Source organism: Stenotrophomonas sp. 21LCFQ19 (genome assembly GCF_056861425.1).
This window is the reverse complement of record NZ_JBSPUF010000020.1, coordinates 57,986-74,349: the sequence shown is the minus strand read 5'-3', so window position 1 is coordinate 74,349 and position 16,364 is coordinate 57,986. Positions and strand designations below refer to the sequence as shown.

Annotated in this window: 22 protein-coding genes; 18 read left to right on the top strand and 4 right to left on the bottom strand. The window is 60.2% G+C overall.

Going from position 1 to position 16,364, the window contains the following annotated elements; translation table 11 throughout:
- From AC13FW_RS18535 to AC13FW_RS18470, 14 genes are all read left to right on the top strand, one after another.
- A partial coding sequence (locus AC13FW_RS18535; protein ID WP_482990048.1) for an integrase core domain-containing protein occupies positions 1-144 on the top strand: 144 nt, incomplete at its 5' end.
- Between the two features lie 660 nt (positions 145-804).
- Positions 805-1,191, top strand: a complete 387-nt coding sequence (locus tag AC13FW_RS18530) for a ribonuclease E inhibitor RraB (protein WP_482990046.1) — start codon at positions 805-807, stop codon at positions 1,189-1,191.
- A gap of 74 nt (positions 1,192-1,265) precedes the next feature.
- Positions 1,266-1,631, top strand: coding sequence for a TfoX/Sxy family protein (locus tag AC13FW_RS18525; protein WP_482990045.1), 366 nt, complete (start codon positions 1,266-1,268; stop codon positions 1,629-1,631).
- Positions 1,632-1,711: 80 nt separating this feature from the next.
- Positions 1,712-2,095 carry a GFA family protein gene (locus tag AC13FW_RS18520; RefSeq protein WP_482990044.1) on the top strand — a complete coding sequence of 128 codons (384 nt, stop codon included), beginning with the start codon at positions 1,712-1,714 and terminating at the stop codon, positions 2,093-2,095.
- 122 nt (positions 2,096-2,217) lie between these two features.
- A complete protein-coding gene (locus AC13FW_RS18515) occupies positions 2,218-2,433 on the top strand; it encodes a hypothetical protein (protein WP_482990043.1) in 216 nt (71 codons plus the stop codon).
- A 107-nt stretch (positions 2,434-2,540) separates the two neighbouring features.
- Entirely contained in the window at positions 2,541-2,951 is a 411-nt protein-coding gene (locus AC13FW_RS18510; RefSeq protein WP_482990042.1) for a hypothetical protein, read from the top strand.
- A 923-nt stretch (positions 2,952-3,874) separates the two neighbouring features.
- Positions 3,875-4,138 (top strand): hypothetical protein, encoded by a 264-nt coding sequence (locus AC13FW_RS18505; RefSeq protein ID WP_482990041.1) that lies wholly within the window; start codon positions 3,875-3,877, stop codon positions 4,136-4,138.
- Positions 4,139-4,499: 361 nt separating this feature from the next.
- Complete coding sequence (locus AC13FW_RS18500) at positions 4,500-4,820, top strand: DUF2004 domain-containing protein (protein WP_482990040.1); 321 nt, start codon at positions 4,500-4,502, stop codon at positions 4,818-4,820.
- An 81-nt stretch (positions 4,821-4,901) separates the two neighbouring features.
- Positions 4,902-5,243: a ribonuclease E inhibitor RraB gene (locus AC13FW_RS18495; protein WP_482990047.1), complete on the top strand. Its 342-nt coding sequence runs from the start codon at positions 4,902-4,904 to the stop codon at positions 5,241-5,243.
- 446 nt (positions 5,244-5,689) lie between these two features.
- Positions 5,690-6,190, top strand: coding sequence for a hypothetical protein (locus AC13FW_RS18490; RefSeq protein ID WP_482990039.1), 501 nt, complete (start codon positions 5,690-5,692; stop codon positions 6,188-6,190).
- Positions 6,187-6,366 (top strand): hypothetical protein, encoded by a 180-nt coding sequence (locus AC13FW_RS18485; protein ID WP_482990038.1) that lies wholly within the window; start codon positions 6,187-6,189, stop codon positions 6,364-6,366. The genes AC13FW_RS18490 and AC13FW_RS18485 overlap by 4 nt, the downstream gene beginning before the upstream one ends.
- A gap of 124 nt (positions 6,367-6,490) precedes the next feature.
- Positions 6,491-6,817, top strand: coding sequence for a hypothetical protein (locus AC13FW_RS18480; protein WP_482990037.1), 327 nt, complete (start codon positions 6,491-6,493; stop codon positions 6,815-6,817).
- A 331-nt stretch (positions 6,818-7,148) separates the two neighbouring features.
- Positions 7,149-7,529, top strand: a complete 381-nt coding sequence (locus AC13FW_RS18475; protein WP_482990036.1) for a VOC family protein — start codon at positions 7,149-7,151, stop codon at positions 7,527-7,529.
- Between the two features lie 373 nt (positions 7,530-7,902).
- Positions 7,903-8,253 carry a hypothetical protein gene (locus AC13FW_RS18470; protein ID WP_282265994.1) on the top strand — a complete coding sequence of 117 codons (351 nt, stop codon included), beginning with the start codon at positions 7,903-7,905 and terminating at the stop codon, positions 8,251-8,253.
- 361 nt (positions 8,254-8,614) lie between these two features.
- Here the strand turns inward: AC13FW_RS18470 and AC13FW_RS18465 are convergent, their stop codons facing one another.
- Positions 8,615-9,154 (bottom strand): pseudouridine synthase, encoded by a 540-nt coding sequence (locus AC13FW_RS18465; RefSeq protein ID WP_482990035.1) that lies wholly within the window; start codon positions 9,152-9,154, stop codon positions 8,615-8,617.
- Positions 9,155-9,303: 149 nt separating this feature from the next.
- Positions 9,304-10,161, bottom strand: coding sequence for a class I SAM-dependent methyltransferase (locus AC13FW_RS18460; protein WP_482990034.1), 858 nt, complete (start codon positions 10,159-10,161; stop codon positions 9,304-9,306).
- 180 nt (positions 10,162-10,341) lie between these two features.
- Here AC13FW_RS18460 and AC13FW_RS18455 point away from each other — a divergent pair, with 180 nt between their 5' ends.
- Positions 10,342-11,298 (top strand): aldo/keto reductase, encoded by a 957-nt coding sequence (locus AC13FW_RS18455; RefSeq protein ID WP_482990033.1) that lies wholly within the window; start codon positions 10,342-10,344, stop codon positions 11,296-11,298.
- A gap of 78 nt (positions 11,299-11,376) precedes the next feature.
- Entirely contained in the window at positions 11,377-11,664 is a 288-nt protein-coding gene (locus AC13FW_RS18450; protein WP_481509538.1) for a hypothetical protein, read from the top strand.
- 499 nt (positions 11,665-12,163) lie between these two features.
- Here AC13FW_RS18450 and AC13FW_RS18445 read toward each other — a convergent pair whose 3' ends face one another.
- Positions 12,164-13,069 carry a LysR substrate-binding domain-containing protein gene (locus AC13FW_RS18445; RefSeq protein WP_482990032.1) on the bottom strand — a complete coding sequence of 302 codons (906 nt, stop codon included), beginning with the start codon at positions 13,067-13,069 and terminating at the stop codon, positions 12,164-12,166.
- A 122-nt stretch (positions 13,070-13,191) separates the two neighbouring features.
- Between AC13FW_RS18445 and AC13FW_RS18440 the strand changes: the two genes are divergently transcribed.
- Positions 13,192-14,406: an MFS transporter gene (locus AC13FW_RS18440; RefSeq protein WP_482990031.1), complete on the top strand. Its 1,215-nt coding sequence runs from the start codon at positions 13,192-13,194 to the stop codon at positions 14,404-14,406.
- A gap of 81 nt (positions 14,407-14,487) precedes the next feature.
- Positions 14,488-15,288 carry a 2,5-didehydrogluconate reductase DkgB gene (dkgB, locus tag AC13FW_RS18435; protein ID WP_296246699.1) on the top strand — a complete coding sequence of 267 codons (801 nt, stop codon included), beginning with the start codon at positions 14,488-14,490 and terminating at the stop codon, positions 15,286-15,288.
- A gap of 79 nt (positions 15,289-15,367) precedes the next feature.
- Here dkgB and AC13FW_RS18430 read toward each other — a convergent pair whose 3' ends face one another.
- On the bottom strand, positions 15,368-16,285 hold the full coding sequence (locus tag AC13FW_RS18430) for a LysR family transcriptional regulator (RefSeq protein WP_482990030.1): 918 nt from the start codon (positions 16,283-16,285) through the stop codon (positions 15,368-15,370).
- Between the last annotated feature and the right edge of the window lie 79 nt (positions 16,286-16,364).

Sequence of the window (16,364 nt, the reverse complement as noted above, 5' to 3'; positions counted from 1 at the left end):
AACCTCGGAGAAGTACGCGAACAGGCGGAGCGGTGGCTGGCCGATTACAACACCGAGATACCTCACGACAGCCTCGGCGGGCTGACGCCCGCCGAATTCCGCCAGTACCACGAAACGGAAACCTCTAATTTAGCCTGGCATTGAAATGCGGGGAGTCGACAATTCCATTTCATCTGCAACGGTCGCGGCGCAGATCCGCACAGATCGTCTGGATACGAATCGTGCACGTATCGTCTCCTTTGACTTTTCAGTCCACTCTGCAATTTCCACAGACGAGTCCAGTTATACGAGCGAGCTGCAGGAGGTTCACCGCTGGCACTCGCGACTACCCTCTAACAATTAGTTCAAGCCGACCCCGCCACGCGGGTCGGCTTAACTCCGGAGTCAGGCTGCGCATGAAAAGCTCTGCAATCGAGATGTTCGATTCTTCGGTACACCGAAACCACATGCCTGACGTCCCAGCGCCTGAGCCTGCTCGAGAGGTACTTGTTATTGCAATCGCCAAGTTCAGGCTAGAGTTCTTATCAAATGCTCAGCTTGAGGCTGCGATCGCCTACTTCCGGAAGCCCTCCAACTCTACGCGCCAGTGTTCTGCTGGCGGTGACCACTGGGAGTTTCAGCCTTGGCAAAGCCGGCTACCCGCCGGTATCAACAATGCACACAACCAGCCAAAGGTGCTCGCAGCGTTGGTCGCAGCCAGACCCTTAGCAAATGCACGCCTGCTGTAGGCATGCGTCGCGGCCTAACAGCTCATTCAAGCCGGCACTGCTACGCGGCGCGGCTTAATTCCGTAGTTAGGGCACCATGAAAGTTCTCATCCATCTGACTTTTCTTTCTCTGCTCATCTCCAGCCCCTGCATGGCTCAGTCCATGGCAGAACAACAGGACGCTCGCGTCATAGAGAACCTGGTTTCTGCCGGATCGAACGTTTCAAAGCCGCATAACATTGATTTCTTCATGTTCGTACCAACCGAAAGAAGAGCCAAGGCTGCGGCTGCGGATATGGAGCAACTCGGCTACACCATCAGTTCGATAGATCGCGTGTCCGGAGAGTCTCAATGGCAAATTCATGCTACCCGTGAGATGGTGCCACAGTTGGATGCAATGACCGCGACGACACGTGCTCTTGAGGCAGTAGCGACGAAGCATGGGGGTGACTACGATGGCTGGGGCACGGGCGTAGTGAAATAGCGCCCTAACAGTTCATTCAAGCCGAACTCGCCTCGCGAGTCGGCTTAATTCCAGAGTTAGACCACGGGAACAACATGGCCACTGACCAAGACTTCATCGAGTACGTCACGGAGCAAGCTGGCCTGGGAAGTCGCCTCACATCCAAAAAAATGTTCGGTGAGTACGCGCTCTACCTGGACGGAAAAGTGGTCGCTTTTGCTTGTGACAACAGTCTCTTCATCAAACCCTCGGCTGCGGCCGCCGTGCTGGCACCAAGCCTGCCGCAACGGCCACCGTATCCAGGTGCAAAGGACTATCCTGTAGCCGATGAGGTGCTGGACGACACCGATGCGCTACGGCACCTCATTACAGAGACTGCCAAGCTCATGCCGGCGCCAAAACCTGCCAAACCACGGAAAGCGACAGCCGGCAGCAAGCGCAGTCGCAAGGCCGCGCCCTAGCAATTCATTCAAGCCGAACCCGCCTCGCGGCACGGCTTGACTCAGGTGTTAGGCAGCACAACAACCAGCAGCGCATTCCAATGAACCCGCAAAAGTCTCAACCATCACTTCAAGGTTCCTGCCATTGCGGATCAGTGCGCCTTACTTTGCCTGCCGCACCTGAGACGGCAACGAGCTGTAACTGCTCGTTATGCAGGCGCACAGGAGGACTCTGGGCCTTCTACGAGCTTGGCTCGGTTTCCATCGAAGGCCACCCGGAGAACACGGAAAGCTACATCTGGGGCGATCGGACCCTGACGAATTATCGGTGCAGGACCTGCGGTATCTCCACCCATTGGGAGCCAATTGAGCCGACGCCGGGTGCTCGCCACGGGGTGAACCTGCGGAACTTTGAGGCTAAGCTCTTGGCGTCGGTCACGGTCAGGCGTTTCGATGGCGCAAACACGTGGGAGTTCCTGGATTGAGCACTTGCCACTTTCCACGTTGGGCGCACGCAAGTTCGCAGGTGCCGCCTAACAACCCATTCAAACCGAAGCCACTTCGCGGCGCGGCTTAACTCAGAGCGTCAGGCAGCAGGAGATGGTTAATGGCACTTCTTGATCTACTGGAACTCGGACAGCTCTTCCTGTCTTGGCGCCTTTATGTCGGCCTCGCAGTCACTGTTGCCCTCGGCGTCGCTGCCTTCTCTTTTGTTCCTTTGGATGCCCCGGGTTGGGTTGCTTTGGCCGTTTGCGTGCCAATTGGGCTGGTTGGGATTATTCTCAGCTTTGTGTGGCAAGTGAGTTCTGACTCCAGCAAGTAGACTATGGCAGCAGGTCTTCACCGCCAACTGCCTGACAGTTCGTTCAAGCCGACGCCGCTAAGCGGCGTGGCTTAATCCCAGAGTCGGGCCTCCCGTGAAGAATACCAATGACTGAACTGACGTTCCGCCTGCTCGTACTGCTAACTATCCTTGTCACGGTTGGCGGCATCGTGGCTGATGAGCTTGGCGCCAGGTCGCTTCCAAAGCTGCTTCGCGAAGAACGACTCAAGATCAAGGAGCGTGTTGTTGCATCCAGTAAAGCTCACCCTTTTCATGGTGCCCTGCGCATCGTGTTGGTTGTCGGCTATCTTGCCTCGCTCATGGCCATTGCCTTTTTCCTCCCGCACAGCCCCTGGGCATATCTGCTCTTCACCTTGGGCTGGAGTGCATTGACGGTTCTTGATGCGCCTCATGTCATTTCTCGCCCGTCGTCACTGTTCTATGAAGCGTCATTGCTCCTAAACGGCGTCATCCTTGCCCTCTGTTTCTACTCACCGCTGTCGAGCAAATTCAGCTAGGCTAGCGACGGGTGAAGCCTGGAAGTTCATGCAAGCCGATTCCATTTCGCAGATGTACGGAACTTCGGAGTCAAGCGGTTCAACTGGATGTTTACAAAGGACGTAATTCCAATGATTGAAAAGCGAATCTACAAGTTGTTGCCAATTGCCTTGCTTCTGGTGTGCATGGGCATCTGGTCCACCAGGGCATCACTGTTTGAAATCTATGATGCCGCTGTGGAAAAGAATGCACAGCTCGATACTGCGCACCCAGCATCAAAGTAAGCTGGTGATGCTGCCATCACGGCAACCTGACAGCGAATCCAGGCCGAACTCGCTGAGCGGTTCGGCTTGATTCCAGAGTTAGGCGCGAACAGGAGTCTTATGGGTACGCTGCTGACAGCTGCACTGATTGGCGGCATGTCTGGCGGAGTGGCTGTACTTCTTCTTGGACTCTTACTTCCCCGCAAGTCGTGTCCAAAGTACGAAGCGCCTTTGCCAAGGTTCCGAAAGCCATCCAGCATGCGTGAATCCCTGTTGGGAGGCTGGTGCTGCCCGACGTGCGGCGAGAGAGTTGCACGTGATGGGTAGCCTGGCACCAAGGACATTCGATGACAGGTTCGCCCGCAGCCTGACCTTTCAGTGCAGCCGATCCCGCTTCCTGGCTCGGTCCAGCCCAAGAGTTACGCATCATGAGGCGCTCCATCGTACTCATCGCTACTCTTCTCACAAGCCCAGCGCTTGCTGATACTCCACTGCCAGCGCCAAAAAAGTTCACTACCTGCTCCGCTACCCGAAAGCTCTGCGCGACGTCCGACCCAGTCAGCAACACAACGCTTGTGTTTCCGCAGGTCTCAGGACAGGACTCCTGGCGGATACCCGGATGGCATCGCTGGCTTTTCATCTCAGATGTCGGAGAGTCTGTGGTCGTTGGCTACAGCGGCATGAACCTCGTTCCGGTAGAGGTGACGCTGGACGAACCAGTTCTGTTCTTCTACAACCGCAACCGACTTGTTCGCACCATCAAGCTTGACCAGCTCTACCAACACAAGTCGCAACTCCTGCGCACCGTGTCGCACCTTGCCTGGGTGCACAACATCGGCTTCAACAGCTCCAACCAGTTCGTGGTGGAACTGGTCAATGGGGACAAGCTTGCGTTCAATCCCCGAACCGGTAGCCGCGAGCCTGTTCGGCCGGATGGGTCGTAGTGCGACCTTCAAGCTGTCACTTCTTGCCGCCGCGCTGCTCCAGGGTCCGCCGACGGTGTTGTCCCGCCTCTGCGCCTTCTTCTTTCGTAGCAAGGTCGACTACCTGCCCGGCGGCTCCGGGCAGCAGCTTCAACTGATCCAGGCGTCGGCAAGTTTGTCCCAGCCCCTACATCTCACCGCCCTTCCGCTATCCCTGTTCGCGCTCTGCCTGCGACGCTCGGCAAGCCTTCCCGGGTGAACTCCTTCCTGCCGCCATGGCATCATCGGCACGTGTCAGGTTGCCCAAGCGAGGCGGCGCTGGCCATGCACTCAGCTGGTGACCGACGCCACCGGATAGGGATTGGACAATCAAGGAGAGACAATGTCAGCCGCCCTGGAACGAGAAAAGCAGGCACGTGATGCAATCGAGCAGGCGTTCGGTACCGAGGCCGGAGAGGACAGCATCACTCTTTTCATTGAGCATCACCTCGCTGAGCTCCCTGGAACCTATTGGCAGCAACACCTCAAGTCAGAGACTCCCGAGGCATCCACCGTGGTTGGCCTTCTGGTACTTGGCTCATCCTGGGGTGACGATGACATTGAGTACTTCGACTTTACGCTCCCCGATGACGTGACAAATTACGTCATTTCCGTGCATTTCGATGAGAGCGGCAACATCGATTGCATCTCGATGGAGAGTTGATCAACAGTTCTTTCCGAACAGTTCATCCAGGCCGAATCCGATATGCGGCTCGGCGTCCTTATGGAGTCAGGTGTTTGCATGATTGATATCGCAAGTCTGGAAACCATGTTCTCGAACATCCAGAAATCAACGGACTGGAACATCGATGGCCCAATGCTTTGGGGCTATTTCTTCACTGACGCCTCGGCCGACAAGCTGCGCACACTCGCCAGCGAGCTTGATCAGCAAGGCTATCGCTTCGTTGAAATGTTCATTCCAGAGCTTGACGAAGGCGAGGATGAATACTATTTCCTGCATGTTGAAAAGCTCGAGGCACACTCGGTCCTATCGCTGCACCAAAGAAATCAAGAGCTCTATGCGCTTGCTGACAAGTTCGGCGTTGATACTTATGACGGCATGGATGTTGGGCCGGCAACGACCTGACAGTGGACACAAACCGAGGCCGTTCCACAGCCTATGTCGAGGCACGCTTTGAAAGAAAGCAAAAATCATGGGGTTTTCCAGCATGGCTACCAGTAGAAAATTTTTTCTTGTACTTCTGCTGATATTTGCGGCAATCAATCTCGTAGATTTCGTCTTCTACGGACAAAGCCTTCGCAACCTTTTGGGAGCAGCTGGTTTCGCCCTTATGGCGTATGGATGGCACAAGCATATTCGCCCCATATCAATCGCGGGAGCCGTACTCGCGCTGGGCGCAATCGTCGCCAAATACTTGGCATAGTGCCAATGCGGCGTTCAGATCGAACTCCGCCCTCCCCAGTAGCCTACCGGACTACCGCTCTCCGGAGCTTTTCGGTGAAACATCCATGGGTTGCATCCAATGGGAAGGAGCTTTTGTTTCTGACCGTCCCCATGGAGAGTTCCTCACCATGCATCCCGACGAACCGCTCCGGTACCCATCTCACTATCCACCCACTGGCCGCTGGAAACGCTTTTTCATAGGGGTGAGATGGATAGGTCCCGACCTGTCTTTTTTCAAGGCTCTTCGCTCCAACCAGGCATCTCGCGCCTCGAGCTCCATGGATGCTTGGGGTGGCGGCGATCGCCAAGCGCTGGCCGCCGCTGTCGGCGTTGTTCTCTCCCGGCATTGCCGGTGGCCAACGCCCTATTTTCTTCCGGGAGATTCGCTGTTGGTCATTGCAGGTGGCCCGAGCTTCGCGGCGATCGATGACGCGGACATAGAAGACGCAATCCGAGCTATGGAGGAGATCGCGGACGTAAAGTTGGAAACCGCCTTCTGGGAAGCCTGCGGGCCCGGCACCGTTGGTGCGCTGGTGGATCACTTGCTGACGGCAGCGGGTCCAGACAGTACATTCAAGGCGCACTCGCTTCGAGCACCTGATCAACCAATGAAGCAGATGACCAAATGAAAATCCTGCATGCTTTCGCAATCGCTCTGTTTTTTGCCGCACTCTGCCTTTACGTTGCTTCATCCAGCACAGGGGCATGGTTGCTGGGCGGCATTGGCATAGCGCTGGAGATCGCTGCGTGGGTTATCGCACTGAAATCCAAAGGACAAACCACGCCCGATAGCAGTTCCAGTTGATAGTATCTTCGCTGCCCGCAATGGCCGGGCAACCAGTGTCCCCAATACCAGGAAACCTTCCACCTCGCAGTCCTTTCACACCGGATTGGCTTCGTGGGTTGGTTCACTCCAAAAGCAGGAATTCATGCTCAAGAAACTATTGTTCGTAGCCGTTGTGCTGGTGCTGGCCTTGGCCCAAGGTTACTTCATTTACGCCTTACAGCACGGCGCCATTGATGCGTTCACTGGCGCGTGGAGCAGCTTCAACGTCGCTCAATCAGGCTACTCCCAGTTTGTATTTCGCAGTATCAAATGGTGGTGGGCGTTGCCCGCAATCTGTCTGCTTCTTGTTGGCATCGCTACATGGAGACCTACAGTTCTCCGCGTCATCCTTGCATTGTCTTTCAGCCTCCTCGGTACCGTCGCGTTGTACTGGTCTGCGTACGCACCTTCGCTGTTCATCCAGATATGAGGCCTGACAGCTCAACCCAACCGATCCCGCTTCGGCAGCAGATCGGGACGGCTTCGCGCACTACCGGATCCTTCTACACTCGATGGCCTGAAAGGTTGCTCGTCGTACCAGCACTACGGCTTGTCGTGCTTGCCTGTGACGCATAACTCCCTTTCATCCATGCAAACCGCATGTGCCACTGGCCTATGACTGGCCAAGCCAAGTGGAGGACGCCACGGTTTTGCTACACGGGGTGCCCTCTTGCAGCACTCCGGGTATCGGTCCGATAACATGCTGTCCCACCTCCCCGCGATGCAGCCATCCCTCACCTGATCACCGTTGGAGAACAAGCATGAAGCGCGTAACCGGCATTGGTGGCATCTTCTTCAAGTCGAACGATCCAAAATCGCTATCCGCGTGGTATCGCGAGCACCTGGGCCTGGATGTAAGCGACTGGGGCGGTGCGGTGTTTCAGTGGGGCGGCGCCGACAGCCCGGCGGGCGCGACAATCTGGAGCCCGTTTGCTGCAGACACCAGCTATATGGCGCCTTCCACTGCATCTTTCATGATCAACTTCCGCGTGGATGACCTGGATGCCTTGCTCGCGGCACTGCGCAACGAGGGCTGCAATGTCGTGGGTGAACCGCAGCGTTCCGAGCAAGGGAAGTTTGGCTGGGTGATGGATCCAGAGGGCAACAAGATCGAGCTGTGGGAACCGCCTGCCGGGCAGTGAGCACTACCAGCGGCGTTTGATCGCAAGCGGCGGGTTGGCGCGAGGGGATGCTGCGCGCGCGGATAGCGCCGACCGTAGGACATCAGCACGTTGCGACTATGCGACCGCCAACCCGCTGTTCAAACGCCTGACTCAGCTGAAGCCACACGCCGCGTACTACCGCTAGGTGAGCACAGACGCTTACATGCCGTGTCTGTGCCAGCTCATGCCCAGTAGTAACAAGGCGATATCGAAAAACTCTCGTATCCTCTCAGCACCAAAGACGGCGACATTGATTGCGGGTTTCAACGCGGTGCCCCCAGCACGCTTCATCGCTGCGACGCTGCCTTGGTCCATGCACGCGCGTCAGTTGTGAAGGCTACAGGAGAGCGTCATGCACGACGGGCACCGCCCCCGCAAAACCGGATGCGTTGACTTCTGGCATTTCGATACGAGAGAAAAGTGCGAAGCAGCGGTGCGACGACTTGAACTGGCTTTCCTGCATTTGCTTCCGGAAGAACTTGGTGGTGAGTGCGATGCGGACAACATGGTGTTTGTGCCAACCTGGGTTGCGGAGCAGAAGCGCAGGATCGATACCAGCGCGGTGCTGCCCCTGATGCGCGCAGGAAAACTGAGCCGCTATGCAGCCAGTCCCACCTATCGCGGCAGGAGCTTCATCCCAGCGGAGATCACGATACATGCGTATGACCCGGCGGGTTTCGCAACCACCATCGACATCTGGTAGTTGCATCGCTGCTGCTGCCGCAACTATCGAATGAGTCGCTTGGGCGGCTGCCCAACGATCAGCGCAGCGATGCTGGAGCACGCGCCTGGTTCGATCATCGGCTTTCGCAAGGCTGGCTGACTATCTTCCAGCAGTTTCTGGACTCTCATATCTTTGCGGGGCTCGGTTTTATCGCCGTATCCACGTCGATGGTGCTCCATCCTTCCGCGGTAAATGCGGTGCCACTCTCGACAAGGACGTGGGAGTGGCATCGCACCCGATGCCGATCAAGGTGCTTGCGAACCAGGTCTTGCCGCCTATCGCACCACATCTCGGCAAAGCGGACCCGCCGACGATGCGGGTTGAGCGCATTCACCGCAGCTCAACCTACCTGGCACCACTGCCCCGGCTGAAGTCCTTCCAGGGCGTACGGCCCCATCACCGCCCGCACCAAGCGCAGTGTCGGCAAGCCGACCGCAGCCGTCATCCGTCGCACCTGGCGGTTGCGGCCTTCGCGCAGGGTGATTGCCAGCCAGCTGTCCGGCACGGTCTTGCGGAACCGTACGGGCGGGTCGCGCTCCCACAGCGCTGGTGCCGCTGGCATCAATTCAACACGCGCAGGCAGGGTTGGTCCATCGTTGAGCTGCACGCCATCACGCAGCACCTGCAGCTTCTCCTCGGTTGGCACGCCTTCAACCTGCACCCAATAGGTTTTGGGCTGCTTGTGGCGTGGGTCGGTCAGACGATGGGCGAGGTTGCCATCATCGGTAAGCAACAGCAGGCCTTCGCTGTCGTAGTCCAGGCGACCCGCCGCATACACGTTCGGCGGCAGGCCAAAGCCGGCCAGGGTCGCGCGCGGCGGCTGGCTGCGGTCGGTGAACTGACACAGCACGTTGAAGGGTTTGTTGAAAGCGATGAGCATGTGATGCAGGTGTTCGGAAAGTAGATTGAAGATGCGTTGCTGGCTGGGCGCGACGAGCTCCCGTCGCGCGCCAGCTTGAGGGCCGTGCGGCCAACAGCGAGGCCGCACATTGTCTCACCCTCCCTCTCCAAGCCCTATTCCCTGCGAGGTCATTGCTTCACAAAGCGCAGCGTCATGCGGTCGCTTTCGCCGATGGCCTTGTACTTGGCGGCATCCGCGGCGTCATGACTGTTGGACGGCGGCAGCGTCCACACGCCCTTGGGGTAGTCCTTGGTATCGCGCGGGTTGGCATTGACCTCGCTGCTGCCAGCCAGCTTGAAGCCGGCGGCTTCGGCCATGGCAATCACCTGCGCCTGGCCAACATAGCCGCTGCCGTCATCGGCCGGCACGTCAGCCTTGGCACGGTGCTCGACCACGCCCAGGGTGCCGCCTGGCTTGAGCACGTCAAAGAAGGCCTTGAACATGCCTTCAGCCTGCCCGGAAGAACGCCAGTTGTGGACATTGCGGAAGGTCAGCACCAGGTCCGCCGAGCCCGGTGCACCCAGCACCGGGGCAGCCGGGTCGTAGGCCACCTCGTTGGCGCGGTCGAACTGGGCCTGGGACGCGGCGAACTTCTTGCTCAGGCCATCGCGCGAGCGCTGCTGGTAATCGCGACCGCCCCCAGCGGGCAATGCGCCCGGATCAACCACCGCAGCAACGTACTTGCCGCCATCGCGCAGATAGGGTGCAAGAATTTCGGAATACCAGCCGCCGCCGGGTGTAATTTCGATGACCGTCTGCGTCGGTTGCAGACCAAAGAACGCAAGCGTCTGTGCCGGATGACGGTATTCGTCGCGCAGCACATTGGCCGGCGTGCGCCAGCTGCCTGCAATGGCAGCCTGCAGCTGCGGCGACACCTGTGCGTCAGCAGTGCTGGCAGCGGCTTCATGGGCCAGCGCAGTGCCGGCAGACAGGGTGCTGGCAAGCGCCAGCAGGCAGGCACACAGCAGCGGGGCAGGCTTCTTCATGCGGAATTCCGTCGATTGAAACCGCGAGCCTAGCACGCGGCTGCAAGTGCAATGCAGCATGCAAATGTTCACATCCCGTTAGCGTGAGAGCGGCGCACGGAACGCTGTATTCACGACCTTGCCACGGAATTGGAACGCATGCCGTCTATGCTGTTGAACTGAACAACAAAGGAGCAACGCATGCCCCAGTCACGCGAACTTGGCCGCTCGGGTCTCCATGTCAGCCCCATCGCTTTTGGTGGCAACGTTTTCGGCTGGAGTGCCGATGAGAAGACATCCTTTGGCCTGCTCGATGCCTTCGTCGAAGCCGGCTTCAACCTGATCGATACCGCCGATGTCTATCCGGCATGGGTGCCGGGCAACCGCGGCGGCGAATCGGAGACCATCATCGGCCGCTGGCTGCAGCGCAGCGGCAAGCGCGACAAGGTGGTGATCGCCACCAAGGTTGCGAAGTGGGCCGAGCATCCGGGCCTGTCGGCTGACAACATCAATGAAGCGGTCGAGGATTCGCTGCGTCGGCTGCAGACCGATGTGATCGATCTGTACCAGGCGCATGAAGACGATGAGTCGGTGCCGCTGGAAGAAAGCCTGGGCGCGTTCGCGCGGTTGATCGAGGCGGGCAAGGTGCGCGCGATTGGTGCATCCAACTACAGCGCCGAGCGCCTGCGTGATGCGCTCAAGGTCTCCGCCGACTATCACCTGCCGCGCTACGAAACCCTGCAGCCCGAATACAACCTCTACGACCGCAGTGGCTACGAGGCGGAGCTGGAGCCGCTGGCGCGCGAACACGGCATCGGCGTGATCAGCTATTACTCGCTGGCCAGTGGCTTTCTCACTGGCAAGTACCGCAGCGCCGATGACGTAGGCAAGAGCGCCGCACGCGGCGCGAAGGTCGCCGATCGCTACCTCAACCCGCGTGGCCTGCGCATTCTGCAGGCGCTGGATGATGTAGCCGCCAGCCACAAGGCGACGCCGGCACAGGTGGCGTTGGCATGGCTGATCGCACGCCCTGGCATCACTGCGCCCATCGTCAGTGCCACCAGCGTGCAGCAGCTGCAGGAAGTGCTGGCTGCAGCGCAGCTTGGCTTGAGCCCAGCGCAGGTCACACAGTTGGATGCAGCCAGCGCTGAAAGCTGAATTGGGCGAGTTGCGCACCCCCTGCTCGCGTCGTAGCATCGGCCGAACAGGGGGTAGACCGCGAACGGAGTGCTACCCATGCAGACCGCACCTACAGCCCAGCGCAGCATCGATCGCCACGCCGAACTGACTTACTGGCGCGGCGTGCATGCCATCGGCCATCTTGGCCAACACGATTTCGACCACTACCAGCGCCTGCTGGAAATGGGCTACGACGTCTATCAGGCGTATCCACGCGCCAACGAAGAACAGCTCTACAAAGTACTGCAGGACAGCTACCACCGGCATAGCCCGGCGCTGGCGGTTTCCTGGGACGAGGCGCGTTGGCTGGTGCGCCATGCCTGGCATCATGCCCAGCAGCATTGAAGGTCTTTGTGGTCGGCTTTTGTAGGAGCGGCGTCAGCCGCGAAGCTACTGCAACCTCGAAAGCTAGAGCTCACCCCTCCCCAGCCCTCCCCTCGGCTTCGCCAAAGGGAGGGGGCGAAAGCACGCCGCTACCCGCCGCACTCGAAATGCATCGGATCACACACACGCCGTTGGTTCTGACGATGTCAGCTTCGCGGCTTACGCCGCTCCTACAAACGACGGCGCCATCGCTTCTGGCAGGTACTGGCGTTGTTGTGGGAGCGGCTTGAGCCGCGAAGCTACTGCAGCGTCGGAAGCTGAAGAGCCTACCCCTCCCCAACCCTCCCCTTGGCTTCGCCAAAGGGAGGGGGCGAAAGCACGCCGCGACCCGCCGTACCCGTAGTGCCGAGCCATGCTCGGCAGGAGACTTCCAGGCAGCCTCGAACGACGATAACCACCACACTCGAAGTTCATCGGATCACCTGCACGCGGTTGGTCCTGACGATGTCAGCTTCGCGGCTCACGCCGCTCCCACAATCGGTTGTGCCATCGCATCGGCCAGGTAGTCGAGGAAGGAGCTGATGCGCGCTGATACGGCGGTGTTGCGGTAGTACACGGCGTGGATCGGTTGGCGCGCATCCAAGGTCAGTTTCGGCAACACCTGCACCAGCTCGCCACGCGCACGCGCCGCTTCGGTGAGGAAGTCGGACAGGCAGACAATGCCCACGCCTTCCAGGGCCAGCCGGTGCAGGATCTCGCCGCTGGAAACCGCCAATGCGGGGTGCACGTGCAGGCGCTCGCCGTCGTCACCCTGCAATGGCCAATGATTCAGCGAATCCGGTTCGTTGAAGCCCAGCAAGGTATGCGCCTGCAGCTGGGCCACGCTTTTCGGTGTGCCGTGGTGCTGCAGGTAGGCCGGGCTGGCCAGCACGCGCAGGCGGCTGTGTCCCAGGGGCCTTGCATGCAGGGTAGAGTCCGCCAGCGGGCCAATGCGGATCGCCACATCGGTGCGCCGCTCCAGCAGGTCGATGTAGCGCTCGCTGCTGTTGAGCTCCAGCGCCACCTGCGGGTAACGCGCGCGGTAGCCGGCAACCAGCGGTGCGATCACATGCAGCATGAACGGCATCGCCGCATCCACCCGCAACCGCCCGGACGGTGTGCCCCGGCGCGCGGCGATCTGCTCTTCGGCGGCATCCACCGAGGCGACGATGGCGCGGGCCCGGGCCAGGAAGGTCTCGCCTTCGTCGGTGAGCTGCAGGCGGCGGGTGGTGCGGGTCAGCAAGGTGGTGCCGAGCTTCTCTTCCAGCCGTCCCAGCGCCCGGCTGACGCCCGAGGTGGTCTGGCCCAACTGCTCGGCCGCAGCGGTGATCGAGCCGGTGTCGATTACCGCGATGAAGGCCTGCATCTCATCCAGGGTGGTTTTCATCGGGGCGGCCAGGTGGCTGGTGGAATATTGTTGACTTTAAATCAATAGTAATTGGTGGCAAACCGCATTTTTCAGCAAGAGTTCCACCGTCAGACTGCGCAGCCCTTTCCAAGGATTCGCCCATGTCACGCGGAATTCCCCTTGCCTTGCTGGCGCTGACGCTGGGTGCGTTCGCCATCGGCACCACAGAATTTGTCATCGTCGGGCTGATCCCGACCATTGCCGCCGACCTGCACGTCAGCCTGCCCTCGGCCGGCCTGCTGGTTTCCCTGTATGCGCTGGGCGTTGCGGTGGGTGCGCCGGTACTCACCGCTCTGACCGGACGGGTGCCACGCAAGGCCTTGCTGGTCGCCCTGATGCTGTTGTTCACCGTCGGCAACCTGATTGCGTGGATGGCGCCCGGCTATGGCTCGCTGATCGTGGCGCGGGTGCTGACCGGACTTGCCCACGGCGTGTTCTTCTCGATCGGCTCGATCATCGCCACCTCGGTGGTGCCCAAGGACAAGGCCGCCAGCGCGATCGCGATCATGTTCACCGGGCTGACGGTGGCGCTGGTGACCGGCGTGCCGCTGGGCACCTTCATCGGCCAGCACCTGGGCTGGCGTGCAACCTTCCTGGCGGTGGCTGCGTTGGGCGTGATCGCCCTGCTCGGCAGCCTGCTGTTCGTGCCGCGCGACCTGCCGCGCAGCGCGCCGGCCACGTTCGGCCAGCAGTTCGCGGTGCTGGCGCAGCCGCGCCTGTTGCTGGTCTATGCGATGACCGCGTTGGGTTATGGCGGCACCTTCCTGTCCTTCACCTTCCTCGCCTCGATCCTGCAGGACGTCAGTGGCTTCTCGGCCAATGCGGTGAGCGCGGTGTTGCTGGTCTACGGCGTATCGGTGGCCGTCGGCAATCTGTGGGGCGGGCGCCTGGCTGACCGCCGCGGTCCGATTCCTGCGCTGACGTTGATCTTCGGCCTGCTCGCGCTGGTGTTGCTGGTGCTCACCTTCACCGCTTACAACCGCTGGTTGGTGCTGTTGACCGTGCTGGCGTTGGGCGCGGTGGCATTCGGCAATGTGCCGGGCCTGCAGGTATATGTGGTCAAGCAGGCACAGCGCTTCGTGCCGCAGGCAACCGATGTCGCGTCCGGCCTGAACATCGCCGCCTTCAACATCGGCATCGCACTGGGTGCCTCGCTCGGCGGCCTGGTGGTCGATCACATCGGCCTGATGCACACGCCGTGGATTGGCGCGCTGGTGGTGCTGGGTGCGCTGGCACTGACTGTACTGAGCGGTCGTCTGGATCGCCGCGACGGTTTGGATGTACGCGCCGAAGGCGTCGCCGTCAGCGCGCATTGACGGAACACGCTGTTACTCCCTTTTATCTTTTCGTTAGCGCTGCACGGCGTAGCCTGTAAGCGCGAATTTATGGAGATTTGAATGACTATTCCCGCTATTGGCCTTGGCACCTATCGCCTCAAGGACCAGGTACTCACCGACTCCGTGCATAACGCATTGGAACTTGGCTACCGCGCCTTCGACACTGCGCAGATCTACGAGAACGAGGCCGATCTGGGTGCGGCTATCGCCAGCGGCGCCGTGCCGCGCGAACAGCTGTTCCTGACCACCAAGATCTGGATCAGCAACTTTCACCACGATGACCTGCTTGCCAGCCTGCGCGAGAGCCTGCGCAAGCTGCGCACCGACCACGTCGACCTGACCCTGATCCACTGGCCCTCGCCCAAGGACGAAGTGCCGATGGCCGAGTTCCTGGGTGCGCTACGCGAAGCCAAGGCGCTGGGCTTGACCAAGGCGATTGGTGTTTCCAACTTCACCATCGACCTGACCCGTCAGGCCATCGCCATCCTCGGTGCCGATGCCATCGCCACCAATCAGATCGAAGTGCACCCCTATCTGCAGAACCGCGCCTTGATCGCCTACCTGCGTGAGCAGGGCATCCACGTCACCGCGTTCATGAGCCTGGCCTATGGCGCGGTGCTGAAGGACCCGGTGATCCAGGCCATTGCCGACAAGCACCAGGCAAGCACCGCACAGGTCGCGTTGGCATGGGCGCTGCAGCAGGGCTATGCGGTGATTCCGTCGTCGACCAAGCGCGAGAACCTTGCCGGCAACCTGCAGGCGGCGCAGCTGCGGTTGGATGCCGAGGACATGGCGCGGATCGCGGAGCTGGATCGCGGCGAGCGCGTGGCCAATCCGGGTATCGCCCCGGCCTGGGATTGAAACGCGGTTCCTGAGTAAACCCATGGCGGGCTGGTGCTACCTGCCCGCCATTGATCGAGGTGCTGCGATTGTGGCGCTGCTAGCGGATGCGCGGCGCCAACTCTTGTGCCAACGTTTCCAGCAACAGGCTCACCGTTGGCAGCTGACGCCGATTTTTCATCCAGGCCAGGGTGAGCGGCAGGCCCTGGCTGGCCAGATGCGGCAGCACTTCCACCAGCGCGCCATCCTCAAGATGACTGCGTACCAACCAGGTAGGCAGCTGCACGATGCCGCTGCCAACCAGCGCAGCGGTGACCTGCCCTTCACCATCTCCCACTACCAGCGGAGCCGGCATCATCTGCAGCTCTACTTCGCCTGGCATTGCGGCTGCGAAGCGCCACGGGCTAACCGAGCCATCGGCGCGTCCATAGGCGATGCAGCGATGCGCCAGCAGATCCTCACGCGCTGCCGGCACCCCATGCGCGGCAAGATAGGCGGGGGCCGCACAGAACACGTGCTGCTCATGGCCCAGCAGTCGATGCTCGACCAGCGACGACCACGCATCGGGTCCGCCGATGCGCACGATGATATCGACACCGTCCTCGACCGGATCGATGAATCGGTCAGAGAACGACACCTGCGGCCGAGTGAGCGGATAGGCTTGGGCAAAACCCAGGATGATCGGCAAGGCCTGCAAGCGGCCGAATGCGGCCGGCAGATCAATTCGCACTCGTCCACTTGGCTCATCATCCTCAGCCCGCAGCGCCACCTCGGCCTCCTCCAGGTTCGTCAGCACTTCCGTGCAGGTCCGGTGGAAGGCGATGCCGGCCTCGGTAAGTGACATGCGCCGCGTGGTGCGATGGAACAACGTGCGACCCAATCGTTCTTCCAATCGCGCAATCGACTTGCCAACCGCCGAGGCGGTGAGGTGCAACCGCTCCGCAGCTGCAGTGAAGCTGCCAGCGTCAGCAACACAGACGAAGACGTCGAGGCCTTTCAGGCGTTCGGAGGGGTGCATGCGGCAGGCTTCGCTATTGAAGAATCAGGCTCCGTAATGCTGGTAAAAAACATCGCGGAACGGAATGTGTGTCCACGAT

Coding starts and splice junctions, on each gene's coding strand:
- AC13FW_RS18445 (WP_482990032.1), bottom strand. CDS start 13,069: ATGAAAACCACCCTGGATGAGATGCAGGCCTTCATCGCGGTAATCGAC.
- AC13FW_RS18500 (WP_482990040.1), top strand. CDS start 4,500: ATGTCAGCCGCCCTGGAACGAGAAAAGCAGGCACGTGATGCAATCGAG.
- AC13FW_RS18510 (WP_482990042.1), top strand. CDS start 2,541: ATGACTGAACTGACGTTCCGCCTGCTCGTACTGCTAACTATCCTTGTC.
- AC13FW_RS18530 (WP_482990046.1), top strand. CDS start 805: ATGAAAGTTCTCATCCATCTGACTTTTCTTTCTCTGCTCATCTCCAGC.
- AC13FW_RS18515 (WP_482990043.1), top strand. CDS start 2,218: ATGGCACTTCTTGATCTACTGGAACTCGGACAGCTCTTCCTGTCTTGG.
- AC13FW_RS18450 (WP_481509538.1), top strand. CDS start 11,377: ATGCAGACCGCACCTACAGCCCAGCGCAGCATCGATCGCCACGCCGAA.
- AC13FW_RS18520 (WP_482990044.1), top strand. CDS start 1,712: ATGAACCCGCAAAAGTCTCAACCATCACTTCAAGGTTCCTGCCATTGC.
- AC13FW_RS18490 (WP_482990039.1), top strand. CDS start 5,690: ATGCATCCCGACGAACCGCTCCGGTACCCATCTCACTATCCACCCACT.
- AC13FW_RS18430 (WP_482990030.1), bottom strand. CDS start 16,285: ATGCACCCCTCCGAACGCCTGAAAGGCCTCGACGTCTTCGTCTGTGTT.
- AC13FW_RS18505 (WP_482990041.1), top strand. CDS start 3,875: ATGAACCTCGTTCCGGTAGAGGTGACGCTGGACGAACCAGTTCTGTTC.
- AC13FW_RS18475 (WP_482990036.1), top strand. CDS start 7,149: ATGAAGCGCGTAACCGGCATTGGTGGCATCTTCTTCAAGTCGAACGAT.
- AC13FW_RS18480 (WP_482990037.1), top strand. CDS start 6,491: ATGCTCAAGAAACTATTGTTCGTAGCCGTTGTGCTGGTGCTGGCCTTG.
- AC13FW_RS18465 (WP_482990035.1), bottom strand. CDS start 9,154: ATGCTCATCGCTTTCAACAAACCCTTCAACGTGCTGTGTCAGTTCACC.
- AC13FW_RS18440 (WP_482990031.1), top strand. CDS start 13,192: ATGTCACGCGGAATTCCCCTTGCCTTGCTGGCGCTGACGCTGGGTGCG.
- AC13FW_RS18460 (WP_482990034.1), bottom strand. CDS start 10,161: ATGAAGAAGCCTGCCCCGCTGCTGTGTGCCTGCCTGCTGGCGCTTGCC.
- AC13FW_RS18470 (WP_282265994.1), top strand. CDS start 7,903: ATGCACGACGGGCACCGCCCCCGCAAAACCGGATGCGTTGACTTCTGG.
- AC13FW_RS18455 (WP_482990033.1), top strand. CDS start 10,342: ATGCCCCAGTCACGCGAACTTGGCCGCTCGGGTCTCCATGTCAGCCCC.
- AC13FW_RS18485 (WP_482990038.1), top strand. CDS start 6,187: ATGAAAATCCTGCATGCTTTCGCAATCGCTCTGTTTTTTGCCGCACTC.
- AC13FW_RS18525 (WP_482990045.1), top strand. CDS start 1,266: ATGGCCACTGACCAAGACTTCATCGAGTACGTCACGGAGCAAGCTGGC.
- dkgB (WP_296246699.1), top strand. CDS start 14,488: ATGACTATTCCCGCTATTGGCCTTGGCACCTATCGCCTCAAGGACCAG.